21 protein-coding genes and 1 pseudogene are annotated in these 17,505 nt (G+C 42.2%); 8 read left to right on the plus strand and 14 right to left on the minus strand.

Annotated elements, in window-relative coordinates:
- Positions 1–100: 100 nt before the first annotated feature.
- The 11 genes from C2M25_RS00405 to C2M25_RS00455 form a co-directional block, all read right to left on the minus strand.
- Positions 101–373, minus strand: coding sequence for an HPr family phosphocarrier protein (locus C2M25_RS00405; protein WP_054561108.1), 273 nt, complete (start codon positions 371–373; stop codon positions 101–103).
- 13 nt (positions 374–386) lie between these two features.
- The gene (gene rapZ, locus C2M25_RS00410) at positions 387–1,232 is read right to left on the minus strand and encodes an RNase adapter RapZ (RefSeq protein WP_054561107.1); all 846 of its coding nucleotides are present in this window, start codon (positions 1,230–1,232) and stop codon (positions 387–389) included.
- Entirely contained in the window at positions 1,233–1,685 is a 453-nt protein-coding gene (gene ptsN, locus C2M25_RS00415) for a PTS IIA-like nitrogen regulatory protein PtsN (RefSeq protein WP_063702723.1), read from the minus strand.
- A gap of 3 nt (positions 1,686–1,688) precedes the next feature.
- Positions 1,689–1,976: a ribosome hibernation promoting factor gene (gene hpf, locus C2M25_RS00420; RefSeq protein WP_036971325.1), complete on the minus strand. Its 288-nt coding sequence runs from the start codon at positions 1,974–1,976 to the stop codon at positions 1,689–1,691.
- Between the two features lie 27 nt (positions 1,977–2,003).
- The gene (locus C2M25_RS00425; protein ID WP_063702721.1) at positions 2,004–3,500 is read right to left on the minus strand and encodes an RNA polymerase factor sigma-54; all 1,497 of its coding nucleotides are present in this window, start codon (positions 3,498–3,500) and stop codon (positions 2,004–2,006) included.
- Positions 3,501–3,615: 115 nt separating this feature from the next.
- The gene (gene lptB / locus C2M25_RS00430; protein ID WP_062566533.1) at positions 3,616–4,341 is read right to left on the minus strand and encodes an LPS export ABC transporter ATP-binding protein; all 726 of its coding nucleotides are present in this window, start codon (positions 4,339–4,341) and stop codon (positions 3,616–3,618) included.
- Positions 4,338–4,859 (minus strand): lipopolysaccharide transport periplasmic protein LptA, encoded by a 522-nt coding sequence (gene lptA, locus C2M25_RS00435; RefSeq protein ID WP_063702719.1) that lies wholly within the window; start codon positions 4,857–4,859, stop codon positions 4,338–4,340. Before lptA ends, lptB begins: the two co-directional genes overlap by 4 nt.
- Positions 4,849–5,403 carry an LPS export ABC transporter periplasmic protein LptC gene (gene lptC, locus C2M25_RS00440; RefSeq protein ID WP_063702717.1) on the minus strand — a complete coding sequence of 185 codons (555 nt, stop codon included), beginning with the start codon at positions 5,401–5,403 and terminating at the stop codon, positions 4,849–4,851. Before lptC ends, lptA begins: the two co-directional genes overlap by 11 nt.
- On the minus strand, positions 5,400–5,951 hold the full coding sequence (gene kdsC / locus C2M25_RS00445; protein WP_063702715.1) for a 3-deoxy-manno-octulosonate-8-phosphatase KdsC: 552 nt from the start codon (positions 5,949–5,951) through the stop codon (positions 5,400–5,402). The genes lptC and kdsC overlap by 4 nt, the downstream gene beginning before the upstream one ends.
- A 3-nt stretch (positions 5,952–5,954) precedes the next feature.
- Positions 5,955–6,926 (minus strand): KpsF/GutQ family sugar-phosphate isomerase, encoded by a 972-nt coding sequence (locus tag C2M25_RS00450; protein WP_105180122.1) that lies wholly within the window; start codon positions 6,924–6,926, stop codon positions 5,955–5,957.
- Between the two features lie 3 nt (positions 6,927–6,929).
- On the minus strand, positions 6,930–7,898 hold the full coding sequence (locus C2M25_RS00455) for a calcium/sodium antiporter (protein ID WP_105180123.1): 969 nt from the start codon (positions 7,896–7,898) through the stop codon (positions 6,930–6,932).
- 248 nt (positions 7,899–8,146) lie between these two features.
- Here C2M25_RS00455 and C2M25_RS00460 point away from each other — a divergent pair, with 248 nt between their 5' ends.
- From C2M25_RS00460 to murA, 7 genes are read left to right on the plus strand one after another with little or no spacing between them, the layout of a single operon-like run.
- The gene (locus C2M25_RS00460; protein WP_105174568.1) at positions 8,147–8,965 is read left to right on the plus strand and encodes an ATP-binding cassette domain-containing protein; all 819 of its coding nucleotides are present in this window, start codon (positions 8,147–8,149) and stop codon (positions 8,963–8,965) included.
- On the plus strand, positions 8,958–9,737 hold the full coding sequence (gene mlaE, locus C2M25_RS00465; protein ID WP_063702710.1) for a lipid asymmetry maintenance ABC transporter permease subunit MlaE: 780 nt from the start codon (positions 8,958–8,960) through the stop codon (positions 9,735–9,737). Before C2M25_RS00460 ends, mlaE begins: the two co-directional genes overlap by 8 nt.
- A 13-nt stretch (positions 9,738–9,750) precedes the next feature.
- Complete coding sequence (gene mlaD, locus C2M25_RS00470; protein ID WP_063702708.1) at positions 9,751–10,299, plus strand: outer membrane lipid asymmetry maintenance protein MlaD; 549 nt, start codon at positions 9,751–9,753, stop codon at positions 10,297–10,299.
- A gap of 2 nt (positions 10,300–10,301) precedes the next feature.
- Positions 10,302–10,979: an MlaC/ttg2D family ABC transporter substrate-binding protein gene (locus C2M25_RS00475; RefSeq protein WP_063702706.1), complete on the plus strand. Its 678-nt coding sequence runs from the start codon at positions 10,302–10,304 to the stop codon at positions 10,977–10,979.
- Positions 10,972–11,265 carry an STAS domain-containing protein gene (locus C2M25_RS00480; protein WP_063702704.1) on the plus strand — a complete coding sequence of 98 codons (294 nt, stop codon included), beginning with the start codon at positions 10,972–10,974 and terminating at the stop codon, positions 11,263–11,265. The genes C2M25_RS00475 and C2M25_RS00480 overlap by 8 nt, the downstream gene beginning before the upstream one ends.
- 5 nt (positions 11,266–11,270) lie before the next feature.
- A complete protein-coding gene (locus tag C2M25_RS00485) occupies positions 11,271–11,528 on the plus strand; it encodes a BolA family protein (protein ID WP_063702702.1) in 258 nt (85 codons plus the stop codon).
- Positions 11,529–11,543: 15 nt separating this feature from the next.
- Positions 11,544–12,803, plus strand: coding sequence for a UDP-N-acetylglucosamine 1-carboxyvinyltransferase (murA, locus tag C2M25_RS00490; protein ID WP_063702700.1), 1,260 nt, complete (start codon positions 11,544–11,546; stop codon positions 12,801–12,803).
- 65 nt (positions 12,804–12,868) lie between these two features.
- Here murA and C2M25_RS00495 read toward each other — a convergent pair whose 3' ends face one another.
- The 3 genes and pseudogenes from C2M25_RS00495 to C2M25_RS00505 all read right to left on the minus strand — a co-directional run bounded on the left by C2M25_RS00495 (position 12,869) and on the right by C2M25_RS00505 (position 15,968).
- On the minus strand, positions 12,869–13,951 hold the full coding sequence (locus C2M25_RS00495; protein WP_063702698.1) for a trypsin-like peptidase domain-containing protein: 1,083 nt from the start codon (positions 13,949–13,951) through the stop codon (positions 12,869–12,871).
- Between the two features lie 98 nt (positions 13,952–14,049).
- Positions 14,050–15,401: pseudogene (locus tag C2M25_RS00500) on the minus strand (Do family serine endopeptidase).
- 123 nt (positions 15,402–15,524) lie between these two features.
- Positions 15,525–15,968 carry a YhcB family protein gene (locus C2M25_RS00505; RefSeq protein ID WP_063702694.1) on the minus strand — a complete coding sequence of 148 codons (444 nt, stop codon included), beginning with the start codon at positions 15,966–15,968 and terminating at the stop codon, positions 15,525–15,527.
- Positions 15,969–16,136: 168 nt separating this feature from the next.
- Between C2M25_RS00505 and zapE the strand changes: the two genes are divergently transcribed.
- Positions 16,137–17,225, plus strand: coding sequence for a cell division protein ZapE (gene zapE / locus C2M25_RS00510; protein WP_105174487.1), 1,089 nt, complete (start codon positions 16,137–16,139; stop codon positions 17,223–17,225).
- Positions 17,226–17,505: the final 280 nt, after the last annotated feature.

Below are 17,505 nucleotides of genomic sequence, written 5' to 3' on the forward strand. Positions count from 1 at the left end.
TTGTAATTTAGAGAAGCGAGCGATATAAAAGTAGGATATTTAAAGGGAATTTTAAATATCCGAATTAAGTTTACCGTAAACCCCGAAGGCTTAGCAAATGCTATTCTTGCTCGTGAAAGCGTTGCGCAATTAATTCGCCAATTGCCGTTAATGCGGCATCAGCATCCGGGCCTTCGCATACAACGCGAACTTCTTTACCTTGGCTGCTTTCAAGTAGCATTAACGCTAACACGCTGTCGCCTTCGGCTTCTTTATCGTCTTGATAAAGCGTAATTTTGGCATCAAATTGCAGCGCTAATTGCGCCAAAACAGTGGCAGCACGAGCATGTAAACCAAGTTTATTTTGAATTAAAAAAGTATCTTCAGCGTGCATTCTAGGTGCCTAATTAAATGTCTTGTTCACGGTGACGAATTTTTACATTGGCATGGCTTTTCGCAAAGCTTTCACCAATTGTTTGCGCTAAATAAACAGAGCGGTGTTGGCCACCGGTACAACCAATTGCAATAGTTAGGTAACTGCGGTTATTGCGCTCTAAATGTGGCAACCATGTTTGCACAAAGGTCTGTATTTGCCATGTGAACTTTTGCACTATGCTGTGGCTCGCAAGATAATCTTTTACTGGTTGATCAAGGCCTGTTAGCGGCTTTAAATCTGGCTCCCAGTGTGGATTAGGTAAAAAGCGTGCATCAAATACGTAGTCAGCTTCTTTTGGTATACCGTGCTTAAAGCCAAACGACATAAAGGTGATAATCAGCTTTTTATCTTTTTTACCTAAGATCTTTTCGCGAATTGATTCAGCTAACTGATGAACACTCAAATCAGTGGTATCAATCATAAAATCAGCACGAGTGATCAGTACATCGAGCAAGATTTTTTCTTGTTTAATAGCAAGATCGAGTGGCAAAGAATCAATCGATAATGGATGTAAGCGGCGTGTTTCTGAAAAGCGCTTTATCAGGGTTTGATCATCACTATCTAAGTAAAATAGCGTTGGGTTTGCAAACCCTGGTAGGTATTCAAGAATATCGTTAAATTCTTGCTGCTCTTTCGGTAAGTTACGTACGTCGATACTGACTGCTATTTTATCGTAATTATCAGATACGCTACGTACGAGTGAAGGCAGCAAATTCACTGGAATATTATCAACGCAATAATAGCCTAAGTCTTCAAGTACTCGTAAAGCGACCGATTTACCTGAGCCTGAGCGACCGCTGATAATGATTAATTCCATTTATGCCTCTGCTGATATGACCTGAAACAGTTGCTGATCGGTTGTAGCACTGCGTAACTGTTTACAAAATTCTTTATCTTTAAGTCTATCAGCAATTGTTGATAAGGTCTTTAGGTGAAGCTGACAGTCACCATCTGGTACGATGAGTGCCACAAATATATCAACCGGGCGGTTATCAATAGCATCAAAATTGATGGGTGATTCACTCACTATGATAAACGCATGGGGTTCATCGGCACCGCTCATTCGACCATGGGGAATAGCAATACCGCGACCGATGCCGGTGCTGCCTAGTTTTTCTCGGTTGAGCAAAGCATCTAGGATATCTTGTTGCGATAAATGAGGAAGCTGCTGGTGGGCCAGTTCGCTGATATATTCAAGAATTCTTTTTTTGCTATTAAAAAGGACCGCAGCTTTGCTGCAGTCCTGGTTAGTAAGTGAACTTAGTTTCATAATTTAATGTCGAGCTAATTTCTCTTTGTGTTTAATGACTTGGCGATCAAGCTTATCGATCAGTGAGTCAATGGCTGCGTACATATCTTGATGTTCTGTCGAAGCGAACAATTCGCCTCCGTTTACATGTAAAGTTGCTTCTGCTTTTTGGCTTAATTTTTCTACATCTAGAATGACATGAACATTATTTATATGGTCAAAATGCCTTTCTAGTTTCGCAAACTTGGTGTTTACATAGTCTCTTAATGAATCAGTGATTTCTACATGACGACCAGTTAAATTTAGTTGCATAAGCATTTTTCCTTCTATGTAAAACGTCTAAATCAAACTCTTGCGCTGATTAGACGGAGGTATTGCTAGAGACTCACGATATTTTGCAATTGTACGTCTAGCTACTTTAATTCCTTGCTCAGCCAATATATCTGCAATTTTACTATCACTCAATGGTTTAGCTGAGTTTTCTGCGGCCACTAACTTCTTGATTAAAGCGCGTATTGCCGTAGAAGAACACTCACCACCATTTTCGGTGCTGACATGGCTTGAGAAGAAATATTTCAACTCAAAAATACCCCTCGGGGTATGCATATATTTTTGCGTTGTTACACGTGAAATTGTCGATTCATGCATTTCGACCATTTCAGCAACATCATTTAGCACCATCGGCTTCATCGCTTCAGGGCCGTGCTCAAAGAAAGCTTGTTGTTGTTGAACGATACAGTTGGTTACTTTTAATAACGTATCGTTACGGCTTTCTAAGCTCTTAATAAACCACTTTGCCTCTTGTAAGTGAGAGCGAATAAATTGGCTGTCGCTACTCGATTTTACTGAGCGAGACATAGCCGCATATTGGCTGTTTACTCTAATCTTTGGCATACAATCTGGGTTTAACTCAACCACCCAGCGACCTTTTACTTTTTTCACTGATACATCAGGTATAACGTACTCAGATTCTTCGCGTACTATGCTATCCGCAGGCTTAGGATTTAAGCTGTGAATAAGCGTCATCACTTCTTTAAGCTCATTTTCTTTAAGCTTAGTCTTTTTCATCAAAGTGCGATAGTCGCGACTCGCTAATAATTCGATATGCTCAGATAAAACCATTTTAGTTTCAGCTAAATATGGTGTGCTAGCGTCAAATTGACGAAGCTGAATACACAGGCATTCTTGTAAACTGCGCGCGCCAATACCAACAGGATCGAATAATTGTATTCTTTTTAAGACCGCTTCAACTTCATCAAGTTCGATTTCTTCTTCATCGTTATTTTGATTAAAGCTTTCGACAATATCTTCACAGCTGATCGTTAAAATACCTGAGTCGTCTATGGCTTCTACTATGGCTACGGCAATCGCTTCGTCAGTTGGGCTAAATGGCGTGAGCTGTAATTGCCACATTAGGTATTCTTGTAGGGTTTCAGTTGATGCGCCTTGGTAAATAGACTCATCTTCAGGCATAGGTCCTGATGATGTTGATGGGGCAGCACTCATGTACTCGTCCCACGTGACGTCCATTGCTAAGTCATCACTTACGGTGTCTTTATTGAGGGCGTCACTGCTTTCTTGCTCGTATTCGCTAGGTGCTTCTTCTGCAGACGCGCTTAGTTGCATATCGTCAGATTCAGCTTTTTGCTCATTCTTACCGATACTTTCTTCGTTGTAATCAGCCTCTTCCACTTCAAGTAGGGGATTACTATCAAGCGCTTCTTGAATTTCTTGCTGGAGATCCAATGTACTGAGCTGCAACAAACGAATCGCTTGTTGCAGTTGTGGAGTCATTGTAAGTTGCTGGCCCATGCGCAGCTGTAATGATTGCCTCATGTATCCCTAACAATCCTTTTTAAGTTATCGATGACTGTGCTGTGACAGTTAAAAAATTATCGATTTATTGTCATTGTTATAAGTCTAGCAGATGCTCTAGTCGGTGGCGTAATGGTTACAGCCTGAATTGCTCGCCTAGATATACATCACGTACAGTTTGGTCAGCTAATACGTGCTCAGGTGTGCCTGATGCAATTAGCTCCCCATGAGAAACAATGTAGGCTTTTTCACAAACATCAAGGGTTTCTCTAACATTATGGTCAGTAATGAGTACCCCAATACCGCGGTTTTTTAGGTGCTCAATAATTTTCTTTATATCTAACACTGAAATTGGATCAACACCAGCAAAAGGCTCATCTAAAAGGATAAATTTAGGATTTGCGGCTAATGCGCGAGCAATTTCAACGCGGCGACGTTCGCCACCTGACAGCGCCATACCTTGGCTGTCACGGATATGTTGAATGCTAAATTCGTCGAGTAAGCTGTTTAGCGTTTCTTCGCGGGTGGTTTTATTTAGATCTTTACGGGTTTCTAAAATTGCCATCAAGTTTTGATAAACCGTCAACTTTCTAAAAATTGACGACTCTTGCGGCAGATAACCAATACCTAAACGTGCGCGGCTATGCATTGGTAAAAGCGTAATGTCGTTATCATCAATGCTGATTTTACCTTTGTCGCTAGGTACTAAGCCTACAATCATATAGAAGGTTGTCGTTTTACCTGCGCCATTTGGACCAAGTAAACCAACAATGCTGCCAGCTTCAACTTCAAGGCCTACATTTTTAACCACTTGGCGGCCTTTGTAGCTCTTAGCTAAAAGCTCTGCTTTTAATGTGCTCATGGTTGGCCTTTGTTATCTTTTTTGTTTTCAACTGGAACGAGGATCGTGTGTACGCGATCTGTTGAGTTTTCGTCTTTTTCTGCGCTGATCAGCTGTTGAGCCATATCGTAGGTAATGCTTTTGGCCGTTACTTTTTGACCCGATTGAGTGACTTCAGCTTCGCCATTGAGTGTTAAGAAGCGTTTCGCAACATCGTAACGTACTTCTTGTGCACTGGCGCTCATTACGGTGCCATCAGCTTGCTTTTCTTCGAAATAAGCAGGATTACCTGTCGCGATAATTAATTCGACAGTGCCTTCGGTGTCTCCACCGTGTGCTTCAAGACGCTCAGCTGTAATACGACGATTACCATGCACGATCTCTACGTTACCTTCGAATATGCCAACGCCATCTTTTAGTTTACCAACTTGGCGGTCTGAGCTAATGCTAATTTGTGCGCCAGTTTGCTCAGCAGCCGCGCCTGAAAACGCGATCAATAAGCTTGGGATCAGGAGTAGTTTCTTAAGTTTATTGGTCATAGTATATGGTTCGTGTATGGTTAGTTAACTCAACAATTTCGGTTTTTAGATCGGCTTTTAAGCCTTTCCCGGTAATCTTTAAATTCGGTCCTGTTAGCGTCACAGGTTGCTTAGAAAACATGGTCATTTTATCAATGTCGACATTAATGTTTTCAGCTTTAATATCTTCGATCATGCCGTTGTGGGTTAAGTTTTTAGCAACCACATCCCCTTCAAAAATCAGCTGATCGTTTTCGTATAAAGTGGCTTCTTTGGCTTTTACTTGCCATACCTGCTGGTCGCCATAAATCGTAAAAATTGGTTGTTCAAAAAAGGTAAACCCTAATTGTTGATACAACTCCATTTTGGCGGCCGCCACCTTATGACTAATTTTGCCTTGTTCGTCATACGCAGTTTGCTTTAAGGCAACGGCTGTATAATCAGGCGATGCTATGATCTCATCTTCACTACTTATTGCGTCTGTTGATTGATTAAAGTACGGGTACCATAACCACACCATGCAACAAACAAAAACAATACTCAGTAAAATACGGGCTATATTCATGCGCTGGTTCCATCGCTAGTTAACGGCTTGCCGTTTTCTAACATCAGTAAATCAGTTAATTCACGCACGGCTCCAAAGCCACCCGGTAATAACGTGGTGTAATGAGCCAGCTTTTTAATAAGCGGGTGTGCATCGTTTACAGCAACAGCAAACCCCACTTTTTCCATTACTGGTAAGTCTGGACCATCATCACCAATATAGGCAATTTGTTCATCTGTCAGCGCCAGTTTATCTTTTAACTCTTGATAAGCAATCAGCTTATCTTCTTGTCCCTGATAAATGTGCTGAACTGTTAGGCTAGTCATTCGCTGCTGAACTATTTGTGAATGGCGGCCAGTAATCACCGCGACGTCAAAACCACTATTAATAAGCGCTTTGATGCCAAAGCCATCTTTTGTATTGAACGCTTTCAGTTCTTCGCCATCATTGCCTAAATAAATGCGACCATCAGAAAACACACCATCTATATCGCAGATTAGCAATTTTACTTTTTGTGCGCGCTGACTTACATCAGGGCTAAGTGGCTGGTATAGCTCAGCGAATGTCATTGCTTAAAGAACTCCTGCTTTTAATAAGTCTTGCATATTAAGGGCACCAATGGGCGTATTGCTTTGATCCACCACAATTAAACCATTGATACGCTTACGTTCCATAATGTTTAAAGCCTCTGCTGCAAGCATATCTGGGCGCGCAGTTGTGCATGAACGAGTCATTACTTGGCTAATTGCCGTACTATGAATATCAATACGTTGCTCTAAAATTCGGCGTAAGTCACCATCAGTGAATAATCCGGCTAACTTTTCATCCGCACCAATCACCGCTGTCATACCAAGGCCTTTGGCAGACATTTCAATGAGTGCATCTTTAATGCTTTGTGTTTCGCTAACAATCGGCGTGGCATCGCCCGCGTGCATGACATCATTCAATGTCAGTAATAAACGCTTACCTAAGCTACCACCAGGGTGTGAAAGCGCAAAATCGTCGGCAGTGAAACCACGGGTTTCAAGTAGCGCAACCGCCATTGCATCACCCATTACTAACGTTGCTGTAGTACTTGCGGTTGGTGCTAGACCTAATGGACACGCTTCTTGGCTAACTTTGATGCATACATGTACATCAGACAGTTTGGCCATAGTTGAATCAGGGTTGCCTGTTAATGAAATCATCTTTGCGCCAATGCGCTTAATAACAGGAATAATGCTAAGTACTTCGCTGGTCTCACCTGAGTTTGAAATACACATCACCACATCATCGCGAGTGATCATACCTAAATCACCGTGGCTTGCTTCACCTGGGTGAACAAAAAACGCCGGTGTGCCGGTGCTAGCAAGGGTCGCCGCAATTTTATTACCAACATGGCCAGATTTACCCATACCTATAACGATAGTACGACCAGTGCATTGGTACATTAGCTGGCAAGCATTATCGAAATCTTGGTTAATGTATTGCTCAATTTCTTGTAAAGCTTGTGCTTCAATTTCGAGTACGCGCTTACCCTGCGCGATAAAGCTAGGTTGTGTCATTGATTATCCTATTTGGCTAAAAATATAGCCCTGATATGCAATAAATGCGACTAACAATAAGCCACCTTCTACTCTATTGATACGGCGAGCACCTTTAAAGTTCAATGACATGGCAATCAATACAATCGTTGCTGCAATCATGATCAGTGCATCGCGGTTTGCCGCAGAAGGGTCAATAATTGATGGGTTGATAATACCCGCAAGAGGTAATACGGCGAGTAAGTTAAATATGTTTGAGCCAACGATGTTGCCAAGCGCTAAATCGTCTTCGTTCTTTAATACCCCTGCAATACAGGCTGCCAGCTCAGGTAAGCTGGTACCAATAGCAATAATGGTTAAACCAATGACTAGGTCTGATAAGCCAAAGTATTTTGCGATATCAACGGCTGATTCAACTAAAAAATGTGAACTGATTGGCAATAAAATCATCCCGATGACTAACCAAAACACGGCAGATTTAGTACTCACGTTGTCTGGCACATCTTCACATGCTTCGCTAACAAAGGGGTCATCTTGATTTTTGGCACGCAGAGAAATAATAACTAGGCCTGCTATAAACACCACAAACGCAAGCATTAAGGCGATGCCCTCAGCGAATGAGAAGTAGTTGTCTGAGAATACATACCAAGCGGCTACTGAGATTAACAGCACTAATGGCATTTCGCGTTTTAATGTCATTGATGACACAGAAAGAGGACGCAGTAAGGCTGTGACGCCAAGTACAAGTAAGATATTAGTAATGTTAGAACCAACCGCATTACCAACAGCGGTATCTGTTTTATTGGCAAGTGCCGCAGATGCAGACACCATCATTTCAGGGGCTGATGAACCCATAGCAACAACGGTTAAACCAATGATTAGGGTGGGGATCCCCATATTTTTTGCGAGTGCAGCCGCCCCATATACAAACCGATCAGCACTCCAAACGAGCGCTGCAAAACCAATAATTAAAATGACAAAAGAAGTCACCATTGTGATACGCCAACATTACTTATACAGATGACTGCAAATAGTAACAAAAGCGAGCATGAAAGTATAAGTAAAAGAATGAGCTGGCGAGCATAAAGCCATTGTCATGAGGAAACTAAATTTCAGCGGTGGTTAAGTTCTTTGCAGCTAGCTTTAGAATTTATTGAAAGGAAATATTACAAAATTTTACGATTTGTTTTTTCCATCTTGACTAAAAAACCCTTAAAATGGCAAAACTAGTGAAAAACGTTATGGAGAGCGACTTGTCGCAATCAATAGTAGAAATCAAGGATGTAACCTTTTCACGGGGCGATAGAATCATATATAAAAATATGAGTTTTAACATTCCGAAAGGCAAGATTACCGCTATCATGGGACCGAGCGGCATTGGTAAAACCACCATGTTGCGCTTAATTGGCGGTCAGCTTAAGCCTGATTCTGGTGACATTTTATTTGAAGGCAACAGCATTCCTAGCATGACTCGCAAGGAACTTTATGCTGCCCGCACGAAAATGAGTATGCTGTTTCAAAGTGGCGCGTTATTTACCGATATGTCAGTGTTTGACAATATCGCTTTTCCTTTGCGCGAACATACTCAACTTAGCGAAGATTTAATTCGTCTTGTCGTTTTAATGAAATTGCAGGCTGTCGGTTTACGTGGTGCACAAGATTTGATGCCGTCTGAGCTTTCAGGTGGTATGGCTCGCCGTGCAGCATTGGCACGTTCAATTGCCCTCGACCCAGAACTTATCATGTATGATGAACCTTTTGCGGGCCAAGATCCTATCTCAATGGGTGTGCTGGTTAAGCTGATTAAATCACTGAATGAAGTGTTAGGTTTATCATCACTTATCGTGACCCATGATGTTACTGAGGTGATGAGTATTGCTGATCACGTTATTATTATTGCTGATCAAGGGGTGATTGGCGAAGGTTCACCAGAACAAATGCAAAACCATGAATCTGAACTTGTTCAACAATTCTTAAATGGTTTATCGGATGGTCCTGTACCATTCCATTTCCCAGCTCCTGCGTACGATGATGAATTACTAGGAGTGCACAATGCTTGATCTATTTCAGAAGTTAGGTCACAAGACACTAGGGCGCTTTGCAGCGCTTGGTCGGTCTACTCAAATGTTGTTTGGTGCATTAGTGAATATGCCAAACTTCAAAAAAGGCACACCTTTACTAATTCGCCAATTATATATGGTGGGCTCTCAATCTCTTTTAATCATTATGGTATCAGGTCTGTTTATCGGGATGGTGCTTGCCTTGCAAGGTTATACCGTGCTGGTCGGTTATGGTGCAGAAGACAGCTTAGGTCCCTTAGTGGCATTGAGCTTGTTACGTGAGTTAGGCCCTGTAGTAACCGCATTACTGTTTGCAGGCCGCGCGGGCAGTGCACTTACCGCTGAAATCGGCTTAATGAAAGCGACTGAGCAATTATCAAGTTTAGAAATGATGGCGATTGATCCACTTAAACGCATTATTGCACCGCGTTTTTGGGCTGGTTTTATCAGTATGCCATTGCTTGCATTAATATTTTCTGCAGTTGCTATTATTGGCGCTCATTTAGTGGGTGTTGATTGGCTTGGTGTTGACTCAGGAAGCTTCTGGTCAATCATGCAAGCGCAGGTGTCGTTTCAACAAGATATCGTGAACGGCATGATTAAGAGTTTTGTATTCGCCATGATCGTGACGTGGATTGCACTTTATAAAGGCTACGACTGTGTTCCAACTTCGGAAGGGATCAGTAAAGCGACAACAGAGACCGTTGTGCACTCGTCATTGGCAGTATTAGGTTTTGACTTTATTTTAACAGCGGTAATGTTTACCAGCTAATTAGGGTATAAAGATGAATTCACGGAAATTAGAAATTTTAGTTGGCTTTTTTGTAGCACTTGGTATTGCTGCATTTGCATTATTAGCATTTAAAGTTGCGAATGCCGGCATCAGTGGTAGCGGCGAAACCTACCAGCTAAACGCAAAGTTTGAAAACATTGGCTCTTTAAAAGCGCGAGCGCCAATTAAAGTAGGTGGTGTGGTTGTTGGTCGAGTTGAATCTATTTTTATTCACCCGAAAGAGTTTGTGCCAGTGGTCAATATGGCGATAGATGCAAACTACCTGTGTAAGTTTTCAGACACCACATCAATCTCAATTTTAACATCAGGTATTTTAGGTGAGCAGTATTTAGGTATTAACCCTGTAATCGCTCCAGACTCTGCAGAAAAACGTTGTATGGGTGAAGATGTTACAGCCAGTGCCGATGATGCGGGACTTGATGATTTATTTGGTGTAGAGAGTAAAGCTCTTGCAGATGGTGACTACATCACAGATACCAAATCAGCACTTGTTCTTGAAGAGTTAATCGGTCAGTTCTTATTCAACCAGGGAGGTGAATAATTATGTTTAAGAAATTTATATTGTGTATTGCTGTGCTGTTTAGCCTAAACGCACATGCTGCAGAGCCTAAGGTTGACTTAAAAGACCCTTACAAAATGGTCCGTACAGTGTCTGATAACACCTTTGCGCGCATTACTAAAGATCAACCTCTTATCGCAAAAGATAAAGAACATTTACGTGTTATCGTAGAAGAAGAATTGATGCCGTACATTGATTACAAATATGCAGCACTGCGCGTACTTGGTAATCATGTATCAAAGGTACGTGCAATCGAAGACAAAGACGAAAAAGCGAAAGCGATTAAAGAGCTTCAGCGTTTCATTGATGTTTTCCAAAAGTATTTAATTGCTACTTACGCAGGTGTATTTACTCAATACACTAACCAAAGCGTTGAGTTCGCTCCAGCGCAGCCTTTCAAAGGTCAAGATGTGGTGGTGGTTAAAACGAAGATAGTTGAAGCAGGTAAACCTGATATTAGAATCGACTTTAAAGTACGAGAAGACCGCAGTGGTGACTGGGGGGCGTACGATATGATTGCAGAAGGTATTAGCTTACTTGACGCTAAACAAAGTGAATTGCAGGGCATTTTACGTCAGCATGGTCTAGATTATGTAAGTGACTTACTAGAGCAAAAGAGTCAACTTCCAGTGCAATTTAGAGGCGATGGTGGCGATGAGTAAAATCGACATTACTCAACTTGAAGATAACCAGTTTCGGGTCAGTGGTGAACTGACTCGAAATTCAATTGGCCGTGAACGCCTTCTGAACGTCAAGCCAGATTCTAAACATAAAACATGGTATTTTGACCTTTCTGGGCTATCTAGGGTTGACACAGCGGGCTTAGCTTGGTTAATTCACTCTTTCGCAGAATTAAAGCAGCAAGGTATTCACCTTGAACTGCAAAATAGCCCTGAACAATTGCAAAATTTAATGCAGTTGGGTCAGGTCACAAACCTATTTGAGTGAGATTTATGGAAACAAGCCAAGTCGAAACGTTATTACGCGACGAATTAAAACTAGATGAAGTGATTGTTAAAGCAAATGGTAGCCACTACGAAGTGATTGCTGTTGGTGAGTGTTTTGATGGTTTATCTCGCGTGAAGAAGCAACAGTTGGTTTATGGTCCGTTAATGTCAACAATCTCAGACGGTACAATTCACGCAGTATCTATTAAAGCGTTCACACCGACTGAATGGAAACGCGAACAAAAATTCATTTTACCTCAATAGTCGCAGGGCCTCCTCATGGATCAATTTGTTATTCAAGGTGGCACCTCGCTGGCAGGTGAAGTCACTATTTCTGGCGCTAAAAACGCCGCTCTTCCAATTCTTTTTGCTGCGCTTTTAGGGCAAGGTAAAAGCACTTTTAGTAATGTTCCTCGCTTGCGTGATATCGGTACCACCGAAGCCTTGTTAAAAACGCTGGGCGCGAATGTCGAGTGGCAGCAAGACAAGCTCGTTATTGATGGCGCGACGGTAGATAAAACACTTGCTCCGTACGAGCTAGTAAAGCAAATGCGTGCCTCTGTGCTTGCCTTAGGTCCTTTGGTTGCTCGTTTTGGTGAAGCACAAGTATCACTGCCTGGTGGTTGTGCGATTGGTGCTCGTCCGGTTGATATTCATATTCAAGGTCTTGAGCGCATGGGCGCTATCATCAAAGTTGAAAATGGTTATATCAATGCCAAGGTTGATGGTCGCTTAAAAGGCGCTGAAATCTTTATGGAGATGGTCAGTGTTGGCGCAACAGAAAATCTACTTATGGCTGCAACGCTGGCTGACGGTAAAACGGTTCTTGAAAATGCAGCTCGCGAACCTGAAATTACGGATCTTGCTAATTGCTTAATTGCGATGGGTGCGAAGATCAGCGGTGCCGGCACTAGCCGTATCGAAATCGAAGGGGTTGAGTCACTATCGGGTTGTGAGTACAGCATTCTTCCAGATCGCATTGAGACAGGTACTTTCTTGGTTGCTGCGGCAATGGCAGGCGGTGAAGTGCTTTGTAAAAATACAGACCACCATAGTCTTGACCCTGTGATTGAAAAGCTACGCGCTACCAATGCCTTGGTTGAAGTCACAGATAACAGCATTTACCTTGATATGCGAGGCCGTGAGTTAAAGGCAGTGAATATCAAAACGATGCCACACCCAGGTTTCCCTACCGATATGCAAGCGCAATTTACAGCTTTGAATGTGGTAGCGAAGGGCAGTGCAACCATCACAGAAACGATTTTCGAAAACCGTTTTATGCACGTGCCTGAATTACAGCGTATGGGTGCTAACATTCGCTTAGAAGGGAATACGGCAATTTGTGGTGATACAGAACGCTTATCGGGCGCACAAGTAATGGCAACAGATCTACGTGCATCTGCAAGTCTAATTCTTACTGGCATCGTTGCTCAAGGTGAGACTATTGTTGACCGCATCTATCACGTAGACCGTGGTTATCAACGCATTGAAGATAAGCTGAGTGCGCTGGGTGCTAATATCAAGCGCCGTTCAAGCTAATCGCTAAGACTTATAAAAAAGGCCTAACATTTGTTAGGCCTTTTTTGTATCTGTATTACCAGTAACTACTGCTCGTCTTCGAGTTCTGCAACAGTCACCATTACTTTTAAGATTTTACCATCGCGGTAAATCTCAAATTCGAGTTCTTTCCCTGGTTCTGTATTCGCTAATTTTTCGAGTACTTGTTGTGGGTTTGCAACAGCAATACCGCCAATTTTAATCACAATGTCGGTTTCTCTAATACCGGCTTTCCAAGCAGGGCCAAATGGATCAAGCTGCGAGATACGCATACCTGCAACAGGCGTAAAGTTATCGCTAACATCTTTACCTGTGCTATCAATGCCTGTGCCACTAAAGCCTAAATAGCCACGGACTACACGGCCATGCTTTATTAGTTTATCCATCACATCTTTGGCAATCGAGTAAGGCACTGCAAAGAAGATACCTTGAATATCGAGGTTCTCATGGGTTTTAAATTGTGCCGAAGTGATACCTACTAAGTCACCTCGTGAATTGACTAGCGCCCCCCCTGAGTTACCTACGTTAATCGCAGCATCCATTTGTAAAAGGCTACTGTAAGGGCTGTCGATTAAGTTTTGCTTCCCTGTTGCACTGATAATACCTTGAGTGATGGTTTGACCTAAATTAAGTGGGTTACCAATCGCTAATACAACATCGCCAACACGGGGCTTGAAGCTATCGTTAACAGGTATTTTAGGTAAATGTTCTGCGCTGATTTTTAAAAGTGCTAAATCTGTTTGGGTATCAAAGCCAATCACTTGTACATCATAAAAACGACGACCATCAGCCAGCGTGACAATAATGAGATCGGCATTTTTGATCACATGGTAGTTAGTCAGAATATAACCGTCTTGAGTCATGATCACGCCCGAACCAAGGGCTTGAACGGTATTTTGACGTTTATAGCGAGGTTGATTCGAAATGCTTTCTGAAAAAATAGTAACGACTGACGGCGCCGCTTTTTGTACCGCATCAGCAAAGCTCATATGCTCAGAAGACATCGCTGCGGGTAGATTCATACTCGGTAATAGCGTGCTACGAAGACTTGGGTTAAATAACACCACTAAAAAGGCAATGCCTAAACCAGTGAAAAGCGGGGGAAGAATAAATTTAAAAAGTTTTAGCACGGTATTCTTATTATCAATGAGCAATCCCTTAATGATGGCACAAAAAAAATAACAGCGGCAAGCACCGCTGTTATTTTTTCATGATTTATCAATTAGGTTTACTGAATAAGTACGAAAACAAGCTCTCTACCACGTTTAACACCTAGTACTATGTTACCTTTGGTATTTTCGATGATCTTGTTCATGTCGCGAATTGTTTCAACACGTTGACGGTTCACTTGCATGATCACGTCACCTTCTTCAAGGCCAACACGAGCAGCAGGAGAGCGTGCTTCAACACCGGTTACTTCAACACCTTTACCATCACTCTTTTGTGTATTTTCAAGGGTTGCACCTTGGAATGCTGGGTGTGTCTCTTCGCCAGCAGCAGTGGTTGCTGATGCACCATCTAGCGTGACACTAACGGTTTTCACTTTACCATCTCGATAAAGGCCAAGTTTCACTTTTTTGCCTTCACCAAGGGTGGCAATTTTACTGCGCAGTTCATGGAAGCCACTAATTTCAGTGCCATCGACGCTGATAATTACATCACCGGCTTTGATACCCGCTTTGCTTGCTGCTGTATCATCCATTACCTGCATAACGTAAGCGCCTTGTTTTACGTCAAGCTGCTGTGCTTTAGCAAGGCCAGCGTCAAGTGGGCGACCCGAAATACCTAACGAGCCACGACGCACTTCACCGTGTTCGATAATTTGGTCAACTAGGTTTTTCATCATGGTAGAAGGAATAGCGAAGCCGATCCCCACGTTACCGCCAGATGCGCCTAAAATAGCGGTGTTAATACCGATAAGCTCACCATTTAGATTTATAACGCACCGCCTGAGTTACCTTGGTTGATAGCGGCATCGGTTTGAATAAAGTCTTCATAACCTTCTATATTTAAACCGCTGCGGCCAAGCGCACTAACGATACCTGATGTAACTGTGTGACTTAAACCAAATGGGTTACCAATGGCCACAGCAAAATCACCTACACGTAATTGATCTGAATCGGCAATTTTAAGGGCCGTTAAATCTTCAGCGTCAATTTGTAGTAAAGCAATGTCTGATTCTTTATCGCTACCAATTTTGGTCGCTTCGTATTCTCGGCCATCCTCTAAGGTTACCACCATTTTTTCGGCATCTTCGATAACATGGTTATTAGTTACCACGTAACCTTCTTTAGCATCAATGATCACACCTGAGCCTAGGCCACTAAATTCACGCTTTTGACTGCCCCCACGAGGAACACCAAAAAAATCATCAAATGGTGTCGCACGGCGGCGGACTTCTTTTGAACCTGATACTTGAATACTCACCACACCTGGTGTGATTTGCTCAAGCATAGGCGCGAGGGTTGGCAATTGTTGACCATTAACAGCAACAGGAAGTTTTGCCATTGAAATTGCAGGGCTTAATAATAAGCTTGAAGATAAAATAGCAGCACTGATAACAGATAATTTCATTTTCATAGTCTGGGTTTACTCCACTTCAGAGATAAAGCAAAAACTAAAAAGGGCTGCATAAGCAGCCCTTTTCTTGGTTTAGATATAAAGCTGTTATATCTAAAGACTATGGGGTCAAAAAAAAGTTCATCAAGAGGCTTTAGAATGTTCTGAAACTTTCTGTGAACCGGTAAATAAGCCTGTTTCACCGACAACATAGTCAGCAGGTTGAGCTTCTGCGCTTGAACGATCGCCTCTGCGGTCTTGCAGTGAGTTTTGTAGTTGCTCAGTCGTTTCTTTAGAAAAGAACGGCTCATTTGGGTGCTGTTTTTTATCAGCAAGTAATAGTTTGTTTGTTTCTTCTACATGGTTTAGCAGCTGGTCGTAGTTATCTTTCATTTTAGATACTAGTTTACCTGTGCTTGCTAGGTGATCAGCTACATCTTGGCGGTATTGCTCAAGTGCATTGTTTGCTTGCTCGACTTGTTGTTCTAGTTCGTCTTGCTTAAATTGTTTTTTGGTTACAAAAGCACCAATGAAGAATGCTGAAATTGCAACGATAATTAGAATACCTACCCAGGTAATTGTGCCCATAAACCTACCCCTTTGGGAAAAAATAACAAAAACAAATACTTTATAGTCCAATCATTATTAAAATATGCTTAATTTGATTGTGAAATCATACTGCGGGTTAATATACCCTGAGATACGATGCGTGTTAATATACTGTGCAAATTTAACTGTGTTTTATTGTAACGACCTATGACTCCTTGGCAGAAATACCAACAAGATTTACAACGTGAAGACTTCGTACATGATGCAGCGCAAGAAAATGCAGTGCGCCATTTGCAAAGACTCTATGATGACCTAACGGCAGACAAACCCGCCGCGAAGGGATGGTTTGCCAAACTATTCTCTAAAGATAGCACGCCGAGTATAAAAGGGCTGTATTTTTGGGGCGGAGTAGGCAGAGGTAAGACCTATTTAGTTGATACTTTCTACGAAGCTTTACCCACTGACCGTAAAATGCGTGTGCACTTTCACCGTTTTATGCATCGCGTGCACGATGAGCTTAAAAAGTTAAAAAATACTAGTAACCCATTAAATGTGGTTGCAGATATCTTTAAATCTGAAACAGACATTATCTGTTTTGATGAATTTTTTGTGCAAGATATCACAGATGCAATGCTGCTAGGTGGTTTGATGGAAGCCTTATTTGAGCGCGGTATCGTGCTGGTTGCGACATCAAACATTGTGCCTGATGAGCTGTATCGAAACGGTTTACAACGGGCGCGCTTTTTACCTGCGATTGAATTGGTAAAAGCCAACACTGAGATTGTTAATGTGGATTCGGGTGTTGATTATCGCTTACGTACCCTTGAGCAAGCAGAAATTTTCCATAGCCCGCTTGATAAGCAAGCTGATGATAACTTATTTGATTATTTCGATAAGCTGTCGCCAGAGCCAGGTGTGCTCGATAAGGCTATCGAAATTGAAGGGCGTATGATCAAAACCCGTAAAGTGTCAGACTGTATTGCTATGTTTGATTTTAGCGAATTGTGCGAAACAGCTCGCAGCCAAGTTGATTACATGGAAATAAGCCGACTCTATAACACGGTGATTTTGTCGAATGTAAAAGCACTTGGTCAAGCCAATGATGATGCGGCACGTCGTTTTATCGCATTAGTGGATGAATTCTACGAGCGCCATGTAACCTTGATTATCTCAGCAGAAAAGCCAATTACTGAGCTGTACAGCGAAGGTAACTTAAATTTTGAATTTAAGCGTTGTATTAGTCGACTACAAGAAATGCAATCGCTAGAATATCTAGCTAAAGAGCATCTAGCTTAGTGAGCTGTCAGCTTCCAGCCGTCAGCTTTCAGTTTTTAGCCGAACGGTGTTGAATGTAAGGCGCACCGAGCAAGCGTGACGCCTACGATTGATGTAGGCGTGAAATTTATTTCGCGCGCACTTAGCTGATAGCTGATTTTCTCGAATAAAAAACAACCATCATATAGCAATGTGGTTTAAGTGCTGGTATACTCCCGCGTCTGCCACGTTGCGTTCTATTGCCAGATATTAGTTTAGCCTCTAATTGACGGCTCAAAGTCTTAAACTCGAAGGGGTTAAA

This window comes from Pseudoalteromonas sp. T1lg21 (assembly GCF_002964625.1).
GTDB lineage: Bacteria > Pseudomonadota > Gammaproteobacteria > Enterobacterales > Alteromonadaceae > Pseudoalteromonas > Pseudoalteromonas gelatinilytica.